Source organism: Pseudomonas sp. FW305-20 (genome assembly GCF_058788075.1).
Genome location: NZ_JBYTAJ010000025.1, coordinates 18336 through 36305 on the forward strand (window position 1 = coordinate 18336; position 17970 = coordinate 36305).

The window sequence follows — 17970 nt, forward strand, 5'->3', positions numbered from 1 at the left end:
CTCCTACAATAGCCAAGCGTAGGCCTAATCTCGTGGATCGAACGACTGATTGCCATTCATGGTCCACACTTTGAATCCCAGCCGCTGGAGCGCGTTCCATGTCCGACCGTTATATCGACTTCGCTAATTCGTCCATCGGCCATCGTTTGGTCGGGGCCCTGGGTCTGCCGTCGCCGGTTCGGCTGGAGCGCTGGCAAGCCGGCCGGCTGCGGCCTGTCGAAGGGGCGCTGTTGATCGGCGGTGGCCCGTTGACGGAGAAAATCGGCACCTTTGCCAACCGCCTGACCGACGCGATTTACAGCTACGGCACCGAGCCTTCGCTGGCCACCGCGTGGATTCCCGGCCACGGCCCAAAACTCAAAGCCGTGGTGTTCGACGCCAGTGACCTGGTGCAGACCGATCAACTCAAACAGCTGCGCGAGTTCTTCCAGCCGTTGATCAAAAACCTCGATCACAGCGCGCACCTGGTGATTCTGGGGCGCGATCCGGAGAACTTGAGCGATCCCTTCGCCGCCAGTGCCCAGCGAGCGCTGGAAGGCTTCAGCCGTTCACTGGCCAAGGAATTGCGCAGCGGTGGCACCTTGCAGCTGATTTATGTCGGCGAAGGGGCTGAGGATCAACTGGAAGGCCCACTGAGGTTTTTCCTCTCACCCAAAAGTGCATTCGTTTCCGGGCAAGTGATTCGCTTGAATGCCTGCGACACGCAGGTGACGGACTGGACTCGCCCATTGGCCGGCCGCAAGGCGCTGGTCACTGGCGCGGCACGCGGCATCGGCGCCTCCATCGCCGAAACCCTGGCCCGCGACGGGGCGGACGTGATCCTGCTCGACGTAGCACCGGCCAAGACCGACCTCGAAGCCCTCGCCGCACGCCTCGGCGGGCGCAGCATCACCCTGGACATTTGCGCCGACGATGCCGCCGCGCAGTTGGTCGAGCATCTGCCCGACGGCATCGACATCGTGGTCCACAACGCCGGCATCACCCGGGATAAAACCCTGGCCAACATGACCCCGGAGTTCTGGGATGCGGTGCTGGCGGTCAACCTCAACGCGCCGCAAGTGCTGACCAAGGCACTGCTCGACAGCGGCACCCTGCACGACAACGGGCGGGTGATCCTGCTGGCGTCCATCAGCGGCATCGCCGGCAATCGCGGGCAAACCAATTACGCCACGAGCAAGGCCGGGCTGATTGGCCTGGCCCAAGCCTGGGCGCCCTTGTTGAATGAACGCGGCATCAGCATCAACGCGGTAGCCCCCGGTTTCATCGAAACCCAGATGACCGCGCACCTGCCGTTCGCCGTGCGTGAGGCCGGGCGGCGCATGAGTTCGCTGGGCCAGGGCGGCCTGCCGCAAGACGTCGCCGAAGCGGTGGCTTGGCTGGCTCAACCGGGCACCGGCGCGTTCACCGGGCAGGCGCTGCGGGTGTGCGGGCAAAGTGTATTGGGGGCTTAGGCATGAGCATCGATTGGCACACACTCAACTGCGAACCCAGCCTGTCGGGACTGTACGTGCGGGCCGCGACGCGACGCAGAATCACCGGCACCACCCTGCCCGATTCGGGTTTACGCTGCTGGATCAATGTCGATCCGACGCGCCTGGCGGACTATCGCAAGGTCTGCGGTTTTGCCGAGAACGGTTTGTTGCCGCCAACCTACCCCCACATCCTCGGCTTCGCTTTGCAGATGCAATTGTTGACGGCCAGGGAGTTTCCGTTCCCGTTGCTGGGGTTGATTCACCTGAGCAACCGCATTCGTGTCTTTCGCCCCATGGGCGGCGTGAATCGTGTGCGGGTCAGCGTTCAGGTGCAAAACCTTCAACCCCATGAAAAAGGCGCAACGTTCGACCTGGTGACGACGCTCGACGATCAGTTGGGGGCGTTGTGGGAAGCTGAAAGCCAGATGTTGTGCCGTGGGGTCAAACTGGCAGGCGAGCCCGTCGAAGAAGTGTTGGCCTCGACGCTGGAAATGCCGGAAGTGGCCCGCTGGAAAGCGCCCGCGGACATTGGGCGGCAGTATGCCAAAGTGTCCGGTGACTACAACCCGATTCACCTGAGTGCCGTCAGCGCCAAACTCTTCGGTTTCCCGACGGCCATCGCCCATGGGTTGTGGAACAAGGCCCGAACGCTAGCGGCGCTTGCCGATCATTTGCCGGCGGCGAATGTCGAGATTGCGGTGCAGTTCAGGAAACCGGTGCGGTTGCCCAGTGAGGTGACATTGCTGGCCAGCGCGGCGGGGTCGAGCGGGGATTTGCTGTTGGTGGGTGCGGGGGATTTGGAGCATATGGCGGGGCATTGGCGGCCGGTTGCCTGACCTTGATCGTTCCTGTGCCCGGTGTTCGGCTCTTGGGACGCGGAGCGTCCCTGGCTGCATTCCCACGCAGAGCGTGGGAACGATCAATCACTGACTCACTAAACCCATGCGAGGCTGCGGAAACAGATTGTTCAACGTCTCCAACAATCGCACGTGATAAATCGGCTTGCGAAACAGGTCGAGCACCTGCAACCGCAACATGTCGCTGACATCCTCCATGTCGGCATGCCCCGACGTCACGATCACCGGCAAATGCTGGCGGGACGTATGTTCGCGCAACCGTTTGATCAACGACATGCCGCTCTCCTCCGGCATCCGCAGGTCCGTGATCACCAACGCAATATCAGGGTGACGTGTCAGGTGGTTCAGCGCGAGCTTGACCGAGGTGGCGGTAAAGCAATTGAAGCCCTCGCCCTCCAGCAACTCCGCCAATTCGAGCAACGCATCCTCCTCATCATCGACCAGAAGAAGCTGTTGGCGCGGAAGTGAGGGAGCGTTCATGGGCAACACCTGCAATGGACTAAGCGTTGACGTTAGAAGCCCTTTGGAGCATTAGCAAGTTGCCACTGCGTCTTCTCGCGTCAATCGATGGCGGCCTTGATGGTGCCGAACAGGGTTGTTATCGAGGTTCCCATCCCTGCACTGAGGCCGGCAATCACCACCGCGATCATGGCGGCAACAATTGCGTACTCAATACCCGAAGCCCCCTCGGTATCTTTAGCCAGGCCTTTGTAAAAAGCGATTTCGGATTTGATCTTCTGAGCAATCTTGGAAAAGGACATGGCAGTTCTCCTGAAAGACGCGGGTGTTGCACGATCGCAACATGATTCCCCTTTGCCATCCTCAGCATTGTCGGCATTCCACCTACCTACAACTGTAAGAACGAATTATCACTAAAGTATTAGTTGCTTCGTTGACGCCAGAAAAGTCTTGTTTTCGCCCTAGCTGCTTACTTTCGTTAGTTATTTTCAGGTCCGTAATGGCTTTTTGCTCTAGCTGAGCTACCGTCAAATAGCGAAATAGTTCATGTTCATAGCTGCCTGATTGCGAAGTTGTCTCGTTGGGCGCGACGAGGTCTCAAGCAGCAGGAAAGGGAGAGCCGTCATGAACAGTCGAATCACTCTGGGGCTGGCCGGCTTGTTTTTGGTGGGCGCCATTATTGCCGGTTACTGGGGTCTCACGCTGAGCAGCCAAACCGTTCCCGACCCTGTCGTGCAACCCGGAATTGTCACGCCTGCACCCACCGCCCAGACATCTGCTCCTATGGACGACCCCACCCGCCAACCGGTGGTGGTGCTGCTGCATGATGTGCCCCCGTTCGTACCGATCAGCGCCGCCGACGTGACCCTGGAAAAACTCCGTACCGCCCCGGCCGGCAGCCTGAGCCGCCTCGATCAAGCCATTGGCCGAACGCCCTGGCGTGCCCTCAGTGCCGGCACCTGGCTCAGTGATGAAAGCTTCGAAGCCGGCGGCAGACTCGCGCGGATGATTCGTCCCGATGAACGCGCCCTCGCCGTCGCCGTGGATGAAGTAATCAGTGCCGGGGGGCAACTGACACCGGGGGACTATGTCGATGTGCTGCTGTTTCTGCGCATGGACAACAACAACCCTCAACCGTCGGCGCAACTGGTGGTGCCGGCCTTGCGGGTGCTCGGCGTAGGCGAACAGATGGGGTTGACCAACGACGGTCAACCCGCAAGCCCGGCCCGCAGTAACGAAGAAAAACTCAAGCAGGAACAATTGCGTGCCAACGCCCGCAGCGTCTTGCTTGCCGTCCCCGAACAATTACTGAGTCGGTTGATGCTCGCGGCCCAGGCCGGCGTGTTGCGCCTGGCCGTACGCAGCGCCGATGAAAAACGCCTGGCTCGTTACTGGGCCGGCGAAAGAGTTTCATCGGCCAGTCTTGCCAGCACCAACCGCGAGTTGATGCAGTTCAGCCAACTGGCCATGACGCCCCCACCCAAACCTGCCGCTATCCCCAGCGGCACAGCACCGCGCAAGCCAAGCGTGGAAGTTATTCGCGGCAACGAAATTACCCAACAAACTCCCTGAATCGAGCAAGGACGCATCTAAATGCCCAGTCGTTCCATGCCGCTGTTTCAAGCACAACAAAGATCCGAACGGGTATCGCTTGTACTTCTTCGAAAACTGCAACTTCGATAAACGCAGCGGATTATCGCAATGAGCCAGAGCCAGAACCTGAGCCAGACCTTCCTCGCGATCACGCGCAACAGCACCGACCTTGAGTGGCTGCAAGGCGCCCTCGCCCCGTTGGGCCAAGTGGTCAGCGCCGGTGGTGGCAGCCTCGACGAATTGCTGGCGCTGGTGGATGTGACCTTCGCCAGCCTGGTGTTCATCGGCCTGGACCGTGAACACGTGGTGGCCCAAAGCGCACTGATCGAAGGTGCCCTGGAAGCTAAACCGATGCTGGCGATCGTCGCGCTGGGCGATGGCATGGACAACCAACTCGTGCTCAATGCCATGCGCGCCGGTGCGCGGGATTTCGTGGCTTATGGCTCGCGTTCCAGTGAAGTCGCGGGGTTGGTGCGACGGCTGGGCAAACGCCTGCCGCCCGTGGCCCCGAACACCCAACTGGGCAGCCTGACGGTGCTCTACGGTGTGCAGATCAACGCCGACGGCGCGCTGCTCGCCACGCACCTGGCGCAAGTGGTGCAAAAGAGCGGGCAGCAAACGCTGTTGCTGGACCTGGGCCTGCCACGCGGTGACAGCCTGGCCTTGCTCGGGCTGGAGAGTTCGTTCCACTTCGGCGATGCACTCCGGCACTTGCGGCGCCTCGACGCGACGCTGATCGACAGCGCGTTCACCACCTGCGCCGCCGGGTTGCGGATCCTCGCCTACGCCAGCCACGATATGCCGCTGGAACACACCAGCACCGCCGAGTTGTACATGCTGCTCAGCGCCCTGCGCCAACACTTCCAGCACATCGTGGTGAACCTGACTGGCCAGCCGGACAGCGAAGCGCTACGCACCTTCGTCACCCATTGCGACAAGTTGCTGTGGTACACCGATCAGAATGTCCTCGACTGCCGTCGCAACCTGGCAGTACTCGGCTTGTGGCGTGAAAAAGGCATGAAGCTCGATCACGCCAGACTGCTGGTGGACCGCTACCTGCGCAACGTCGCACCGGACGCCGACACCTTGAGCAAAAGCTTCGGCATGGAGATCATCGCGACCCTCGTCTACAGCCCGGAAGTGCGGCTCAACGCCAAGAACCAAGGGGTGACGCTGTTTGAACTGGCCCCCCGCGAAAGCCTGACTCAAAGCCTGCGCGCCCTCGGCGATCAGTTGGCCAAGCGTTCCGAGGGCCTGGCCAAGCCCAGGCCTGGCTGGTTCAACCGGTTGAGGGGTGCGCAATGAGCGATGAAAAACTTTTCGGTGCACCTGTACGCACCACCAGCGGCAACACCGACCACGAAGGTCTGAAACTGGTGCTGCACCGCTACATCATCGACGCCATCGAGGAATCCGGCCAAAACCTGCTGGAGGGTTCGCGGCAGCTGCTCTCACAGTTCGTCATCGACAAGGTTGCCGAGTACATCGCCCGGCTGCACCTGGCGATTTCCCGCTATGAAATGGAGCGTCTGGCCGAAGAAATCGTCGATGAACTCACCGGTTTCGGCCCCTTGGAAGTGTTGCTGCGGGACCCGGCGGTGACGGAGATTCTGGTCAACGGCCCGCACCGGGTGTTCATTGAACGCGACGGCATCCTGCATCTAAGCGACCTGCGCTTCATCGATGCGCATCACGTCGAACGGGTCATGCAACGGATCCTCGCGCCCCTGGGCCGACGGCTCGATGAGTCCTCGCCAATGGTCGACGCACGACTGCCCGACGGTAGTCGGGTCAACGCGATCATTCCGCCGATTGCGCTCGATGGTCCCTGCCTGTCGATCCGCAAATTTCGCAAGGACATGCTCAAAAGCTCAGATCTGGTGGCGATGCAAACCATCGATCAGGCGATCTTCGACTTCATTCAGGAGGCCGTGGGCCAACGCTGCAACATCCTGATCAGCGGCGGCACCGGCACCGGCAAGACAACCCTGCTGAACATTCTCAGCCAGTTGATCAACCCTCACGAGCGAATCGTCACCATCGAAGACGTCGCCGAACTGCAACTGGGCCACCCTCACGTGGTACGCCTGGAAACCCGACCGCCGAATGCCGAAGGCCACGGCGAAGTGAAGGCCAGCGACCTGATTCGCAACGCCCTGCGGATGCGCCCGGACCGAATCATCCTCGGCGAAATTCGTGGCGTCGAAGTGCTGGATGTACTCACCGCAATGAACACCGGCCACGACGGTTCCATGAGTACCGTGCACGCCAACAATGCCCAGGATGCGTTGTTGCGCCTGGAGACCCTGGTGGGCCTGACGGGCCGCACCATCGCCGAACGGACCTTGCGGCAAATGATCTGCGCCGCACTGGATGTCGTGATCCAGCTGACGCGCCTGCCCGACGGCCGCCGCTGCGTCAGCGAAGTGGTGGAGGTGATCGGTTTGCGTGATGACGTGTATGTCACCAACACGTTGTTCCGGTTCGACCGGCGCACCGGCTTCGGATTCATCCGTGAGGCGGTCAACCCCGCCGGCGACAAACTGCGCCGTGAGTCGGCGCTCTCTCCCTCTGTGTACTGAAGGCCACGGCATGCTCAAACCGGTGCTGCTCATCCTCCTTTGCCTGGTTTTGCTCGGACTGTCGATCCGCCTGTTTTATCGCGGTTTGCGCCAGTCCGGCACCGAGCGGGTGCTGGGTCGCCTGATCCAGGGGCAACCGCAGCCGGTGCCGACGAAAGCCTCTTGGGTGGGCCTGGACCGGGCGTTTCTGCGGGCCGGCCTCAGGCGTCCTTCCGAGCGTCTGGGCGGGTGGCTGCTGCTCTGGGCCTTTGGCATCTTGCTCGGATTTGCTACCGGTGGCTGGGTCGGCTTGCTGGTTCTGTTACTGCTGCCGCCGCTGATGCTGCGTCTGTACGTCAATTGGCGTTATCAGCGCCGACTCCAGCGCATGATCGAACAACTGCCACAAATGCTCGATCACACGGTGCGCAGCCTGAAGTCCGGGCGCACCCTGGCCGATGCGGTGCTGGGCGCCATCGACACCGCTGAAGACCCGCTGAAAAACGCCATGGGGCGGATTCAGCGCAACGTGGTGTTGGGGGTCAGCCTGCCGGATGCCGCGGCGGACTTTGCCGAGCTGTATGAGAAAGACGAACTTCGCCTGTTCGCGCTGGGGTTGAAGGTCAATCACCGCTATGGCGGCAATGCCAGCGAATTGCTGGAAAACCTGATCAAGATGATCCGCGAGCGCGAGCAGGCTGCACGCCAGCTCAGGGCCATGACCGGTGAAACCCGGGTGACCGCGTGGGTCCTGGGATGTTTGCCGATTGGCCTGGCGGGCTATTTCCTCGCGACCAACCCTCAATACTTGCTTGCCATGTGGCACGACGGCTCGGGGCAAATCATGCTCGCGTCCGCGTTCGGCTTGCAGGTGATCGGCAGCCTGGCGCTCTGGCATATGTTGCGCAGCGTATGAAAGTGCCTTTGCTGATCTGCGCGTTGCTGTTGCTGGGGGCCACCCTGTTGCTGCTCAGCGGTTTGCTGGAACACCGTCGACGGGCTCGCCAGGTGGCACAACGACTCGACGGCAAACTGGCGAGCGACAACCGGGTAAATCAGTGGCTTGAGCTGCTGGGCAGCAGCCGGATCGGTCAGCGTTCGGTCAACCTGGATAACGAAACCCAGGCCTTGCTTAACCGTCTGGGCTGGCGCAGCGCCCGGCGACGTTCACTGTTCGCGGCATTCCAGGTAGGCGCTCCGGTGCTGGCGCTGGCCCTGGCCTTGCTGATCCAGGGCGTGTTCTTCCCTCACGCAGACAATCAATGGATGGCCCCGGTACTCGCCACCTGCATCGGCTATCTATTGCCCAAACGGTTGCTGGCCGCTGCCGCGCAGCGTCGGCAAAAACAACTGGCGCTGGAGATTTCCACCTTCATTCCGCTGCTGCGCATCCTGTTCGAATCGGGCATGGCGGTGGAGCAGTCGCTGCGAGTGTTGAGCAATGAAGGCAAACAATTATTACCGGCCCTGACCCATGAATTGCGCTTGGTATTGGCCCGGGTCGATTCCGGCCTGGAACTGGGCGAAGAACTGCACAAAGTCACCCAACTGCTGGCCGTCGACGAGTTCACCGACACCTGCGTCATCCTTGAGCAGTTGATCCATCAGGGGGGCGGTGCGATGAAATCCCTGCTGACCCTCAAGCAATTGCTCGACGACCGGCGCCTGACGCGCCTGCAGGAGTACATCTCCAAGCTGTCCGCCAAAATGTCCATCGTGATGATGCTGTTTCTCTTCCCGGCGTTATTGATCGTACTGGCCGGCCCGGGCTTCACCGCCCTGTCCCGTGCCTTTGGTTCTTAGAGGGATCGTAATGAAAGCAATGACTGGCCGGCTTGTGTCGGCTGTTGTCAGGCGGTTGCGCGAGTAACGGTGTGGGCACTCGTAAAAAAGACAACAACCTAATGCGCTGTCATCCCCTGACGCAATCCATGACCGGGCGCCAAAGCCAGCGCCAACTGCGTCCGGTTATGCATATGCGTCAACCGCAAAACCTGCGACACATACAGCTTCACCGTGTTCTCGGTAATGCCCAGCTCGCAGGCAATCTGATAATTGGTCTGCCCCTTCCCCACCAACCGCGCCACCTCCAACTGCCTTGGCGACAGGTGACTGAAAACCGCCGGAATCTCTACCCGATCCACAGCAATGTCAGCCTCATCGGTGGAAACCGATAACCGCGGCCCACGACGGACCTTATCCAGATCCTGATACAGATCATCGATCGACTCGGCAAGGTATTGAAGCTTCTGATCCAGATGCTTGAGCTGCAGGCTCTTCTGCCGTTCCTGCAACACCACTGCCTGACGGGCAATCCCTTCAAGCAACTCAGCCGGATTGACCGGCTTCTGGTAGTAATCGGCAAACCCGGCCCGCAAAGCCTTGATCACATCCTGCTTGTCCGCACGCCCAGTGAGCATGATTGCTTCAAATACCCGGTGCTTGCCGGATAACCGTTGCAGCTCCTGAACCAGTTGAATCCCGTCCAGACCGGGCATGTGCAAATCGCAAAGCACCAGGCCAATGGCTTCGTCTTCATTGAAACGCTCGACGGCCTGACTGCCCGTCTCGCTGCAAACGCAACGGTAACCGCTGCCTTCAAGAAGCTCACAGAGCTCTGCGGCAATCAACGGCTGGTCATCGACCACAAGGATTTTTACTGCCGAAGGAAGTTTGATCACATGCGACTCCCTGCAAGGTCAAAGTTGACCGTTCCTCTACAAACAGCCACAGACAGTACAACTGCTGAATTGAAAGTAGACGTACATTCCGACTCTGTACATACAACGGGCCCCTAGTGAAACCAGGCGAGTGTAAGCAACAGGCCGACCAGCACGAAGGGTGCGAAGGGCTGTTTCTTTGACATTCCAGGCTCCAGGTATCGAAGATGATTTCTAAGCCCTTGGCCCATATGAAGCCAGACTCTTGGCGCCAGCAGCAGCCACAAGACACTGGCCAATCCGGCACCGATGAACACGCCCAGCAGGTGCATGCCGTCAGTCGCCAGCCCCAGGCCGGTCATCAGTTTCACATCGCCTGCGCCCAGGCGTCTCAGCGCATAACCGGGCAAGGTAAAGGCCAGCGCCAGCAAAAAAGCCCAGCCGCCCTGCACCGCCTCGGCCCCCAGCCAGGTAGTGCCTGTCCACAGCAGATACGCCAGCGCCAACACCGCTGCGCCAAGGGTCAGGCCATTGGCGATGTGCCGTTCTCGAGCATCCTGTGCTGCGCAAAGCGTCAGCCAGATCAGTAATACAAAGCTCTGCATCCGGTAAAAAACGTCCGTTTTGGCTGAATGATTCTATGCTGATATCACGTGATGAATATCAGGGTAGACGCAGTCATGAAAACAGGCCTCCCCCGTAAGCAAAAAGGCGCTGTAGCGATTGAATTCGCGTTGGTATTTCTCATCTTTTTCGCCGTGTTCTATGGAATCGTCACTTACAGCTTGCCGCTGTTGCTGATGCAATCGTTCACCCAGTCGACCGCCGAAGCGGTGCGCCGAAGCGTGGCGCTGGATCCGAGCACCCCCGGCTACGACACCGCGGTAAAAACCGTTGCTACCACTGAACTGAGCCGACAATTGGCCTGGATTCCTGCCGCACTGAATTTCAATGTCGCCACCGACGCCAGCGCCACCTACGTGGGCGGGGTGTTGACAGTCAGCATCAACTACCCCACCAGCAAATTGCAGCAGGTCATCCCGTTTCTGAACGTGCCGGGAATTGGCCAAGTGCCCAATCTGCCGGCAAACCTTTCCGCCCGATCGAGCCTGCAATTTTGAGTTCCGCAGACAAACTCTTCGGGCGCCTGCTCAACCGCCATCCGCCTGCGCCAGTGGACATGCCAGCTCCCCAGAGCATGCAAAGTGTCGGTTTGCAGATGCACCTCGATGCCGAAGGTCGAGTGATTCACCTGACCGGCCCGCTGCGGCATGTGCTGGCCCAACAGACACCCACGGCGCAAGCACCGCACCTGCTCGATTTCCTCATGCCTCACAGCGGCCTCACCGTTGAAGGCTCGCCCGCCGACTGGCTGGGACAGAGTCTGGACCTGGACTTCTACAGCCTTAACGGCCAACCCCTGCACTTGCGTGGCTGGGTCCAGCCATTGGCCGATGCCTGGCTGTTGCAGTTGCTGGACATCGGCGACTTGTTGCTCGATCGCCAGCAATCACGCAGCCGCGAGCAATGCCAATTACTCGCCGCGCAGATCGGCGAACAGTTGCGCCGCTGCAACCTGACGCGCCTGCCCGAGGTGCTGGTGGAACAGCTGCAAGGCCTGGCCCAGCGTTTCCACATGCCCTGCATTGCGGTGGCATTACTCGATGAACAGGAAGAAGGCTGGCAGATACACCAGCATTACACGGCCTTCGATGCGCCCCAGCTGTGGCAAAACGCTCAACGCCTGGGCACCGGGCTCGACAGTTTGAATGGCTCTGTGCCGCAACGCCTGACGCCCGCCGAACATCCCCGTTTGCAAAGCATCTTCGGCAATGCCGAAGGGTTCGCGGTGCCCTATCACGATGCCCAGGGGGTGGTCGCCTGGTTGCTGTGTGGCCTTTATCCGGTGCAGCAACAGGCACCTGACTTGAATGACCGCGACTGGTTACAACTGACCTCCGCGCTGGCAGGCCCGTTGCTTGAGCGCTTGCGCGAGCACCGGCACCAACTGCAACTGGAACGGCTGGAGTCGCTGCAAGCCTTGCTCGGCACCGGATGGTGGGAAATGTTCAGCGACAGTCGCGAGGTGCAACTGGCGCCGTCGCTGGCCAGCAACCTGAACCTTACAGTCGACCGTTTGCCGCTGCACGACTGGCTGGATCGGGTACACCCCGCCGACCGCGAAGAGTTGAGCAGTCGTTTGCAAGCCTTGCAAGACGACGGCACCCCGTTGCTGCTGTGCGTGCGTTTGGCCCAAACGCCGAACTGGTATCGCCTGCAAGGACAAGTCCTGGGCATCGGTAAAAACCGACGGTTAGTGGGTTTCATGCTCGACATCAGCGACATCAAGAACCAGGAGCAAAGCGCCGCGGCGGCCCACGCCCGACTGGACAATCTGATCGCCAGTTCACCGGCGGTGATCTACGTGCAGCGCTATGACGAAGGTGCGCTGCAACCAACGTTTTTCAGTGACAGCCTGCTGCCGTTGCTCGGCTGGACACTGGCTGATTGCGCCACGGGGACCTTGGTTGAAAGGGTCCACCCGGAGGACCGCGATCGGTATTTCGAACGTACCCGACATTTGCTGCGTGAAGGTTCGGTGCGCGCCCGCTATCGGCTGCGCGACAGTCGCGGCGAATACCATTGGCTACTCGATGAAGCCAAGCTCTTGCGCGACGACCTTGGCTTGCCGGTGGAAGCCGTCGGCCTGTGGCTGGACGTCACCGAAGCAACCCTGGCCGCCGAACAGGTGAAACAGAGTGAAGAACGCTACCGGATCCTGGTGGAAGACTCTCCGGCGATGATCTGCCGCTACCGCCCGGACCTGACCCTGAGCTTCGGCAACCGCCCGCTGGCGACTTACCTGGAGTGCCAGCCCGAGCAACTGCCCGGAGTGAACCTGGGCAGCTGGATGTCGCAGGAACAGCGCGAAGCGTTTCTCCTGCGGCTCAGCCGACTCAGCCCGGAATTCCCGGTCAGCACCGCGGAAATCAACCTGCAACTGCCGGGACGGGAACATGCCTGGTGGGTGTGGTCGGATCGCGGGGTGTTCGATGAGCACGGCCATTTGCTGGAGATTCAGGCCGTGGGGCGCGACAACACCGAGGTCCGCCGCGCCCAGCAGCAACTCACCCAAAGCGCAAAAATGGCCACCCTCGGTGAAATGGCCACAGGCTTGGCCCATGAAATCAATCAGCCGTTGAATGTGATGCGCATGGCCATCGTCAACGTGCTCAAGCGTCTGAGCAATGGCGATGCGCAGATCGACTACCTGACCGACAAGCTCAACCGCATCGATGCCCAGGTCCAGCGCGCCGCGCGGGTGGTGGATCACATGCGGGTGTTTGGCCGCCGTTCGGAGATCGAGCAGCAGCCGTTCAATCCGGCGCAAGCCATTGAAGGCACGTTGTCGCTGCTGGCCGAAGGGATGCGCGGCAAAGGGGTCGATCTGCGGGTCAACGAGATCGGGTTTGAAGTGCAAGTGCGCGGTTACGTCGATCAGCTCGAACAGGTGTTGATCAATCTGATGGTCAACGCTCGGGATGCGTTGCTCGGCAAACGCGAGGCCGACCGCGAGTTCAAACCTTGGATTTCGGTGTACGCCGAACGTGATGCGTATTCGGTGCGGCTGTGGGTCGAGGACAACGGCGGCGGTATCGATCCGCGGTTGCTGGAACGGATTTTCGAGCCATTCTTCACCACCAAACCCGTGGGTGTCGGCACCGGGCTCGGGTTGTCGGTGAGTTACGGCATCGTCGAGAACATGGGCGGAAAACTGAGCGTCAGAAACTCGGTCGAGGGCGCCCGGTTTTGTATCGAACTACCGATTATTGCCGACGATCAGATCACCAGCGTCGCTCGTCCTGAGTGACAGCTGAGGTTGGCGCCGACTTCGACCTTGTTCAGATCGATCCCCAGACTGAGCAGCAGTGTGTTGATCAAGGTGTCGAGTAACGGGCTGAGCACGCTGTTGATCACGTTGACCAGCAATGTCGTGACAGTGCTGAGGATCGCCCCCAGACCACCGACCAGACTGCCCGTCGGCCCGTGCATGTTGACCGTTATATTGGTGAGCGTGTCGGTAAGGCTGCTGACGATATTGCTGGTGGAATAGGAATAGTAGAACGGTGGCTGGCTCATCTCCGGCAGGCTGGTGGCCGGCGGTGCGGAATAGACGTGCGGCATGTTGGCGCTCTGTGCCACGGTGGTGTCGGCCATGATGTCGATACCGCCGCCGACGCCTGGAATCCGCGGGTCGCAACTGACAGGAAGGATCAGGAACCGGCGACAGGTTTTCACCCCGATATCGATCACCTTCAACGGTTGCACCACCACGGCGGGCGGCGAGGTGTTGCTGCCGAACACCGTGTTCGGATCGATCTTGCCGATTTTCAAGGTCACCAGTGAAGTGCTGGTATTGGTGGTCAGGGATTTGTTGGTGGCACTGATGCAACTGTAGGCGGTGACGTAACTGTTGGCACTCGCAACGTCCAGGGCGACATCGAGCCTTAAGGTATCGGAAAGCGGCACGATCGAGGGTGTTTCGCAGGCCGCGCCGAGCGCGCAGGTCAGTGAGTCAATGACTTCGACCAGATTGAGATTCAGCAAGGCGTTCAAGATATTGGTCAACGGTCCGGCAAGATCAGCCGCCGCCTCGAGCAAGGGTTGAATCGCACTCAGAATAGGCAAGTCGACCGACAGCAAGGTACGCACCTGAGCGGTTTTCACGTAGATCCGGTTGGGCCCCAACGGCGCAAGCGCGGCGTTTTTCGGATTGCCGATGGCCGAGAGTTGTGGCGGCTCCAGTATCTGCACCCGAGCGGTGATTTGCGCCAGCCCCGCGAGGTTGATCGGCACGGTCGCCACCAAACCGTTTTTCTTGTTGGCCAGTTGCACGACGGCTTCGATCAGGTCAAACACTTTCAGGTTGGTCCCCAGCGCCGTCACAGTGCTGCCCGCCTCGACGTGCAACACATTGCCGAGTACGACGGTGGTTGCACCTGCCGCGGCCTTCAGCGCTTGAAGACTTGCAATGGTTGCGGTCGCGCCGAATGTGCCGCCGGGGTCCAGTACATTGACGGCGGTCTGGATCAGTTGGCTGACGGCAATCGTATTGCCCAATACCTGGTCATACCCCGCAGCGCTGAGGTTAAGGTCGACCTTCAATCGATTGAGGTAGCCGAGCAGGCTGATGTTGGTGTTCACCAGTCCGTTCCAGCCCGCCGCGTCGATGTTCAAATTGCCCCCGAGCAAACCACCGAACAACGCGTTGAGCGTGGCCGATTTGCTGGTGTCGACGCTCAACATCGTGCTGCGCAGGGTCAGCGAAGCCTGCGGTGGCGGTAAGGCAGCAACAGCGCTGGCCGTCAGGTTGATGGTCGCTGCGCGTGGAGCGCCGCCGAACAGCGCGCCGACACCGCCAGCGACACTCTGCGGGACCGAGTGGCTGGCGATCACCCGAATGGCTTCGCTCTTGCTCGGGTCGGCACCAAATACTCGAAGGTTATCGGCATCCAGGGTCAAGGCACCGCAAGCGACCAATAGATTGCGACTGGGGTCAGGAAGGGTAAAGTCGTTACGGTTTGCGCTGGCGGTGGCATAGACAGTGGCGGTGTTGCCAGCGGCGCAATCACCATTTCGGGTGGAGGCTTCAAGTGCGGCCATGTCCGCCACACGCTGCAAGTCACGCTTTTCCAGGTACAAACGACCGCTGTCGACCACGACCAGCAAGAACACCAGGGCCAAGCCCAATGTCAGCGCCGCCATCAAACCGATCGCCCCCCGTTGCCGGGATGGCCTGCGAAACTGCAAACGCGGAGACATCGCGCACTCCTTTGCCGGTGCACAGCCGAGGGCTACCTCCATGGGTGAACAGCAGTGTAGTCAAGACTTGGCTGGACCGCTGGCAACATGCCAGCTCCTACAGGGGTTCGTGGTGTTTATCTGGGTGGGTAGTTGGCGAGAATTCGCCCGACCGTTTCCTGGATGGCAGTGCTGCGATCCGACGGGTTCGGTGTGCGGCTAAGTATCTGCTCGTCACTGCCGCGCCATACCAGTTTGCCGTCCTTGCCGTCGAGCAGGTCGATCTGGATGATCGCCACGTTGTAGCTGACGTTACGGGTTTCGGTGTACATCGGCCCGCCCCAGTAGCCGTTCCATGGATTACCCCAAGCGCCGCCGTAGTTGGTGGTCACTTGTTGCTGGCGCTGTTCGACGATCAGATAGGTCTGCACGTTCAAATCGCCCTTTTGGCCACCGGCAGCCGGACGCAGGCCACGTTGATCCAACTGATCGGCTACCGACTGGCGAATGCGTTGTTCAGTCAGGTCGCTCTTGATCCGTGGGTCGTCAGGGCGATATTGCAGGGCGGGTTCTTTCCAGTTCCAGCTGCGATAGGCGGCAAAGTCGCGGCTGGCATCGAAGTCATGATTGACCTGGCTGCCGGCGCAGGCACTGAGCAGCACGACCATAGCCAGTAAAGCGAGACGGCGGAACATGATGATTCTCCGGTTGAAGACATGAACCTGCGGAATGTTTCCTTACGGAAGCTAATTGGGAGGATACGCCGACATCGCCTTTTCTACAGCCTTGCGTATCGCATCGGCACGCTCGCTCTCGCTGCCGCGATTGCTGGTTTCGGCGCTGGCACTCCATACCGGCTGACCGCTCTGAGCGTCAAACAGATCAACCCGCACCACCACGACCTGTTCCTGATAAGTCCGCACGATCGGCACGGTGTTGTATAGGCCGTAACCGCTGCCGTAGCGGTTGTAACCGCCATAGCCGCCACCGTAATAACCATAGTCGTCGCGAACCTGACGCAGGCGGGTTTCCAGGTGCAGCTCGGCGCTGACAAACAGGTCGGCCGGGCGGTTATCCTGCAGCGGGCGCAAGCCACGTTGATCGAGCGCATTGCTGACGGCTTCGGCGACCTGCGCCGAATCCGCCCAGGCGGTGCCCGGCGGCAACTGTCCGTTGAGCCAGGCCCAGCTGCGGTAACGCCCGTAGTCACGCGGCGGTGCCGGGTAGGCGCTGCGGTCGAAGGTGTTGGCCGCCTGAGGCGGCGCGGGTGGCAAGGGGTTGGATGACGCCACATAAGGGTTGCTGCCCTGACAGGCCGCCAAGCCGAGACAGACCAACAATAACCCCGAACGACTGTTCATTTCGCGCTCCGATCAGACCGGCCGACAGATCCAGTGCAAGTAGCGCCCAAGCCCGGCAAAGCTTGGGTGACGACGGTGGGCCAGTTCCATTTCCAGCAAGTCCGCCAGTTCGACCCGAGCCTGGAATTCCACCGGCATGTAATCGTGAAAAACCCGCACCCCGCTCTGGCTTTCGACCTGCCACAGGCCTTCAAGTTGCGCCGCCAGTTCACGCGGATCAAGCGGCTGCTGCGGGGTCAGGCTTTGCTTTTCGCCGGCCATGTCGTTCTTGCGCATCTTGCGGAAGTGGCCTTTGAGCAGGTTGCGATAGATCAACGCATCGCGGTTGTAGAAGGCCAGGGATAACCAGCCATCTGGTTTGGTCAATTGATGCAGCACCGGCAGGATCGCATGGGGTTCGGCCAGCCATTCCAGCACGGCGTGGCACAGCACCAGGTCGTAGGGTTCGGTGAGTTGGCCGAGCAGATCCTGCCACGGCGCCTGGATGAACGTCGCTGTTTGCCCTGCATCGGCAAAGCGTTGGCGGGCGCCTTCGAGCATCGGCTCGGCGGGTTCGGCCAGCGTGACTTCATGACCGCGCTGGGCCAGCCACAATGACATGTGGCCCAGGCCGGCACCGATATCCAGTACGCGCAAAGGTCGGTCCGGCAAGGCTTCGGCCAGGTCGGCCTGAAGCACCGCCAGACGGATCGCGCCTTTGGCACCGCCGTAGATCTTTTCGGCGAAACGGGTCGCCAGTTGATCGAAATGACGGTCGCTCATCAGCTGAACCTCCGTTCGCTGTCCGCGAGTTTGCTGCGCACCACTTCATTCATATCCAATCCCAACTCGCTGCACAACAGCAGCAGATAGAGCACGATGTCACCGATTTCCTGCCCGGCATGGGCGAGCTTGTCCGCCGGTAACTGGCGCGACTGGTCTTCGGTCAGCCACTGGAAAATTTCCACCAGCTCGGACATTTCCACGCTCGCGGCCATGGCCAGGTTTTTCGGGCTGTGAAATTGCCGCCAGTCATTGCGGTCACGGATGGCGTGCAGGCGTTCGGTCAGTTCAACAAGGTTCATCGGGCTCTCCTGAAGGCGTATAGCTTCGGGGGGATAAGGAATGAAGGCAAGCGGCAAGCGTTGCAAAAACACTATGCTTGGAGGGAACTCGGCACCCGGCTCGACAGCCCAAGGCTCAAGTCCGGCAACCACGCCACCACT

At 60.5% G+C, this 17970-nt stretch carries 18 protein-coding genes; 9 read left to right on the top strand and 9 right to left on the bottom strand.

Features of this window, described 5'->3' with window-relative positions; translation table 11 throughout:
• Nucleotides 1-98: 98 nt before the first annotated feature.
• A complete protein-coding gene (locus tag AC3WP4_RS20260) occupies nucleotides 99-1451 on the top strand; it encodes a 3-oxoacyl-ACP reductase (protein WP_102615708.1) in 1353 nt (450 codons plus the stop codon).
• Between the two features lie 2 nt (nucleotides 1452-1453).
• The gene (locus AC3WP4_RS20265) at nucleotides 1454-2308 is read left to right on the top strand and encodes a MaoC family dehydratase (protein WP_102615707.1); all 855 of its coding nucleotides are present in this window, start codon (nucleotides 1454-1456) and stop codon (nucleotides 2306-2308) included.
• 87 nt (nucleotides 2309-2395) lie between these two features.
• Here the strand turns inward: AC3WP4_RS20265 and AC3WP4_RS20270 are convergent, their stop codons facing one another.
• Together AC3WP4_RS20270 and AC3WP4_RS20275 are read right to left on the bottom strand one after the other, a co-directional pair.
• Entirely contained in the window at nucleotides 2396-2809 is a 414-nt protein-coding gene (locus AC3WP4_RS20270; RefSeq protein WP_074873492.1) for a response regulator, read from the bottom strand.
• Nucleotides 2810-2889: 80 nt separating this feature from the next.
• Nucleotides 2890-3090: a Flp family type IVb pilin gene (locus AC3WP4_RS20275; RefSeq protein ID WP_076028770.1), complete on the bottom strand. Its 201-nt coding sequence runs from the start codon at nucleotides 3088-3090 to the stop codon at nucleotides 2890-2892.
• 322 nt (nucleotides 3091-3412) lie between these two features.
• On the opposite strand from AC3WP4_RS20275, the gene cpaB reads away from it, so the two are divergent.
• From cpaB to AC3WP4_RS20300, 5 genes are all read left to right on the top strand, one after another.
• Complete coding sequence (gene cpaB, locus AC3WP4_RS20280; protein ID WP_074873488.1) at nucleotides 3413-4360, top strand: Flp pilus assembly protein CpaB; 948 nt, start codon at nucleotides 3413-3415, stop codon at nucleotides 4358-4360.
• A 129-nt stretch (nucleotides 4361-4489) separates the two neighbouring features.
• Nucleotides 4490-5686, top strand: coding sequence for a CpaE/TadZ family protein (locus AC3WP4_RS20285; RefSeq protein WP_102615706.1), 1197 nt, complete (start codon nucleotides 4490-4492; stop codon nucleotides 5684-5686).
• Nucleotides 5683-6963, top strand: a complete 1281-nt coding sequence (locus AC3WP4_RS20290) for a TadA family conjugal transfer-associated ATPase (protein WP_102615705.1) — start codon at nucleotides 5683-5685, stop codon at nucleotides 6961-6963. Before AC3WP4_RS20285 ends, AC3WP4_RS20290 begins: the two co-directional genes overlap by 4 nt.
• A gap of 10 nt (nucleotides 6964-6973) precedes the next feature.
• Nucleotides 6974-7858, top strand: coding sequence for a type II secretion system F family protein (locus tag AC3WP4_RS20295; RefSeq protein ID WP_074873482.1), 885 nt, complete (start codon nucleotides 6974-6976; stop codon nucleotides 7856-7858).
• Nucleotides 7855-8745, top strand: coding sequence for a type II secretion system F family protein (locus tag AC3WP4_RS20300; protein WP_074873480.1), 891 nt, complete (start codon nucleotides 7855-7857; stop codon nucleotides 8743-8745). The genes AC3WP4_RS20295 and AC3WP4_RS20300 overlap by 4 nt, the downstream gene beginning before the upstream one ends.
• A gap of 98 nt (nucleotides 8746-8843) precedes the next feature.
• Here the strand turns inward: AC3WP4_RS20300 and AC3WP4_RS20305 are convergent, their stop codons facing one another.
• A complete protein-coding gene (locus tag AC3WP4_RS20305; RefSeq protein ID WP_102615704.1) occupies nucleotides 8844-9623 on the bottom strand; it encodes a response regulator transcription factor in 780 nt (259 codons plus the stop codon).
• A 113-nt stretch (nucleotides 9624-9736) separates the two neighbouring features.
• The gene (locus AC3WP4_RS20310) at nucleotides 9737-10207 is read right to left on the bottom strand and encodes a prepilin peptidase (protein ID WP_074873476.1); all 471 of its coding nucleotides are present in this window, start codon (nucleotides 10205-10207) and stop codon (nucleotides 9737-9739) included.
• A gap of 75 nt (nucleotides 10208-10282) precedes the next feature.
• On the opposite strand from AC3WP4_RS20310, the gene AC3WP4_RS20315 reads away from it, so the two are divergent.
• A complete protein-coding gene (locus AC3WP4_RS20315) occupies nucleotides 10283-10723 on the top strand; it encodes a TadE/TadG family type IV pilus assembly protein (protein WP_076028777.1) in 441 nt (146 codons plus the stop codon).
• A complete protein-coding gene (locus tag AC3WP4_RS20320) occupies nucleotides 10720-13473 on the top strand; it encodes a PAS domain-containing sensor histidine kinase (RefSeq protein WP_102615703.1) in 2754 nt (917 codons plus the stop codon). The genes AC3WP4_RS20315 and AC3WP4_RS20320 overlap by 4 nt, the downstream gene beginning before the upstream one ends.
• Here the strand turns inward: AC3WP4_RS20320 and AC3WP4_RS20325 are convergent.
• From AC3WP4_RS20325 to AC3WP4_RS20345, 5 genes are all read right to left on the bottom strand, one after another.
• Complete coding sequence (locus AC3WP4_RS20325) at nucleotides 13443-15425, bottom strand: pilus assembly protein TadG-related protein (protein ID WP_102615702.1); 1983 nt, start codon at nucleotides 15423-15425, stop codon at nucleotides 13443-13445. The two genes, AC3WP4_RS20320 and AC3WP4_RS20325, sit on opposite strands and share 31 nt — an antisense overlap.
• 116 nt (nucleotides 15426-15541) lie before the next feature.
• Nucleotides 15542-16099, bottom strand: a complete 558-nt coding sequence (locus AC3WP4_RS20330) for a DUF4136 domain-containing protein (RefSeq protein ID WP_102615701.1) — start codon at nucleotides 16097-16099, stop codon at nucleotides 15542-15544.
• Nucleotides 16100-16150: 51 nt separating this feature from the next.
• Nucleotides 16151-16765 carry a DUF4136 domain-containing protein gene (locus AC3WP4_RS20335; protein WP_102615700.1) on the bottom strand — a complete coding sequence of 205 codons (615 nt, stop codon included), beginning with the start codon at nucleotides 16763-16765 and terminating at the stop codon, nucleotides 16151-16153.
• A gap of 12 nt (nucleotides 16766-16777) precedes the next feature.
• On the bottom strand, nucleotides 16778-17527 hold the full coding sequence (locus tag AC3WP4_RS20340) for a methyltransferase (RefSeq protein ID WP_102615699.1): 750 nt from the start codon (nucleotides 17525-17527) through the stop codon (nucleotides 16778-16780).
• Nucleotides 17527-17829: a MazG-like family protein gene (locus AC3WP4_RS20345; RefSeq protein ID WP_008011269.1), complete on the bottom strand. Its 303-nt coding sequence runs from the start codon at nucleotides 17827-17829 to the stop codon at nucleotides 17527-17529. Before AC3WP4_RS20345 ends, AC3WP4_RS20340 begins: the two co-directional genes overlap by 1 nt.
• Between the last annotated feature and the right edge of the window lie 141 nt (nucleotides 17830-17970).

Bases quoted from the DNA above. Each gene is read 5' to 3' on its own strand.
- AC3WP4_RS20260 (WP_102615708.1), top strand. From the start codon at position 99: ATGTCCGACCGTTATATCGACTTCGCTAATTCGTCCATCGGCCATCGT.
- AC3WP4_RS20265 (WP_102615707.1), top strand. From the start codon at position 1,454: ATGAGCATCGATTGGCACACACTCAACTGCGAACCCAGCCTGTCGGGA.
- AC3WP4_RS20270 (WP_074873492.1), bottom strand. From the start codon at position 2,809: ATGAACGCTCCCTCACTTCCGCGCCAACAGCTTCTTCTGGTCGATGAT.
- AC3WP4_RS20275 (WP_076028770.1), bottom strand. From the start codon at position 3,090: ATGTCCTTTTCCAAGATTGCTCAGAAGATCAAATCCGAAATCGCTTTT.
- cpaB (WP_074873488.1), top strand. From the start codon at position 3,413: ATGAACAGTCGAATCACTCTGGGGCTGGCCGGCTTGTTTTTGGTGGGC.
- AC3WP4_RS20285 (WP_102615706.1), top strand. From the start codon at position 4,490: ATGAGCCAGAGCCAGAACCTGAGCCAGACCTTCCTCGCGATCACGCGC.
- AC3WP4_RS20290 (WP_102615705.1), top strand. From the start codon at position 5,683: ATGAGCGATGAAAAACTTTTCGGTGCACCTGTACGCACCACCAGCGGC.
- AC3WP4_RS20295 (WP_074873482.1), top strand. From the start codon at position 6,974: ATGCTCAAACCGGTGCTGCTCATCCTCCTTTGCCTGGTTTTGCTCGGA.
- AC3WP4_RS20300 (WP_074873480.1), top strand. From the start codon at position 7,855: ATGAAAGTGCCTTTGCTGATCTGCGCGTTGCTGTTGCTGGGGGCCACC.
- AC3WP4_RS20310 (WP_074873476.1), bottom strand. From the start codon at position 10,207: ATGCAGAGCTTTGTATTACTGATCTGGCTGACGCTTTGCGCAGCACAG.
- AC3WP4_RS20315 (WP_076028777.1), top strand. From the start codon at position 10,283: ATGAAAACAGGCCTCCCCCGTAAGCAAAAAGGCGCTGTAGCGATTGAA.
- AC3WP4_RS20325 (WP_102615702.1), bottom strand. From the start codon at position 15,425: ATGTCTCCGCGTTTGCAGTTTCGCAGGCCATCCCGGCAACGGGGGGCG.
- AC3WP4_RS20330 (WP_102615701.1), bottom strand. From the start codon at position 16,099: ATGTTCCGCCGTCTCGCTTTACTGGCTATGGTCGTGCTGCTCAGTGCC.
- AC3WP4_RS20335 (WP_102615700.1), bottom strand. From the start codon at position 16,765: ATGAACAGTCGTTCGGGGTTATTGTTGGTCTGTCTCGGCTTGGCGGCC.
- AC3WP4_RS20340 (WP_102615699.1), bottom strand. From the start codon at position 17,527: ATGAGCGACCGTCATTTCGATCAACTGGCGACCCGTTTCGCCGAAAAG.
- AC3WP4_RS20345 (WP_008011269.1), bottom strand. From the start codon at position 17,829: ATGAACCTTGTTGAACTGACCGAACGCCTGCACGCCATCCGTGACCGC.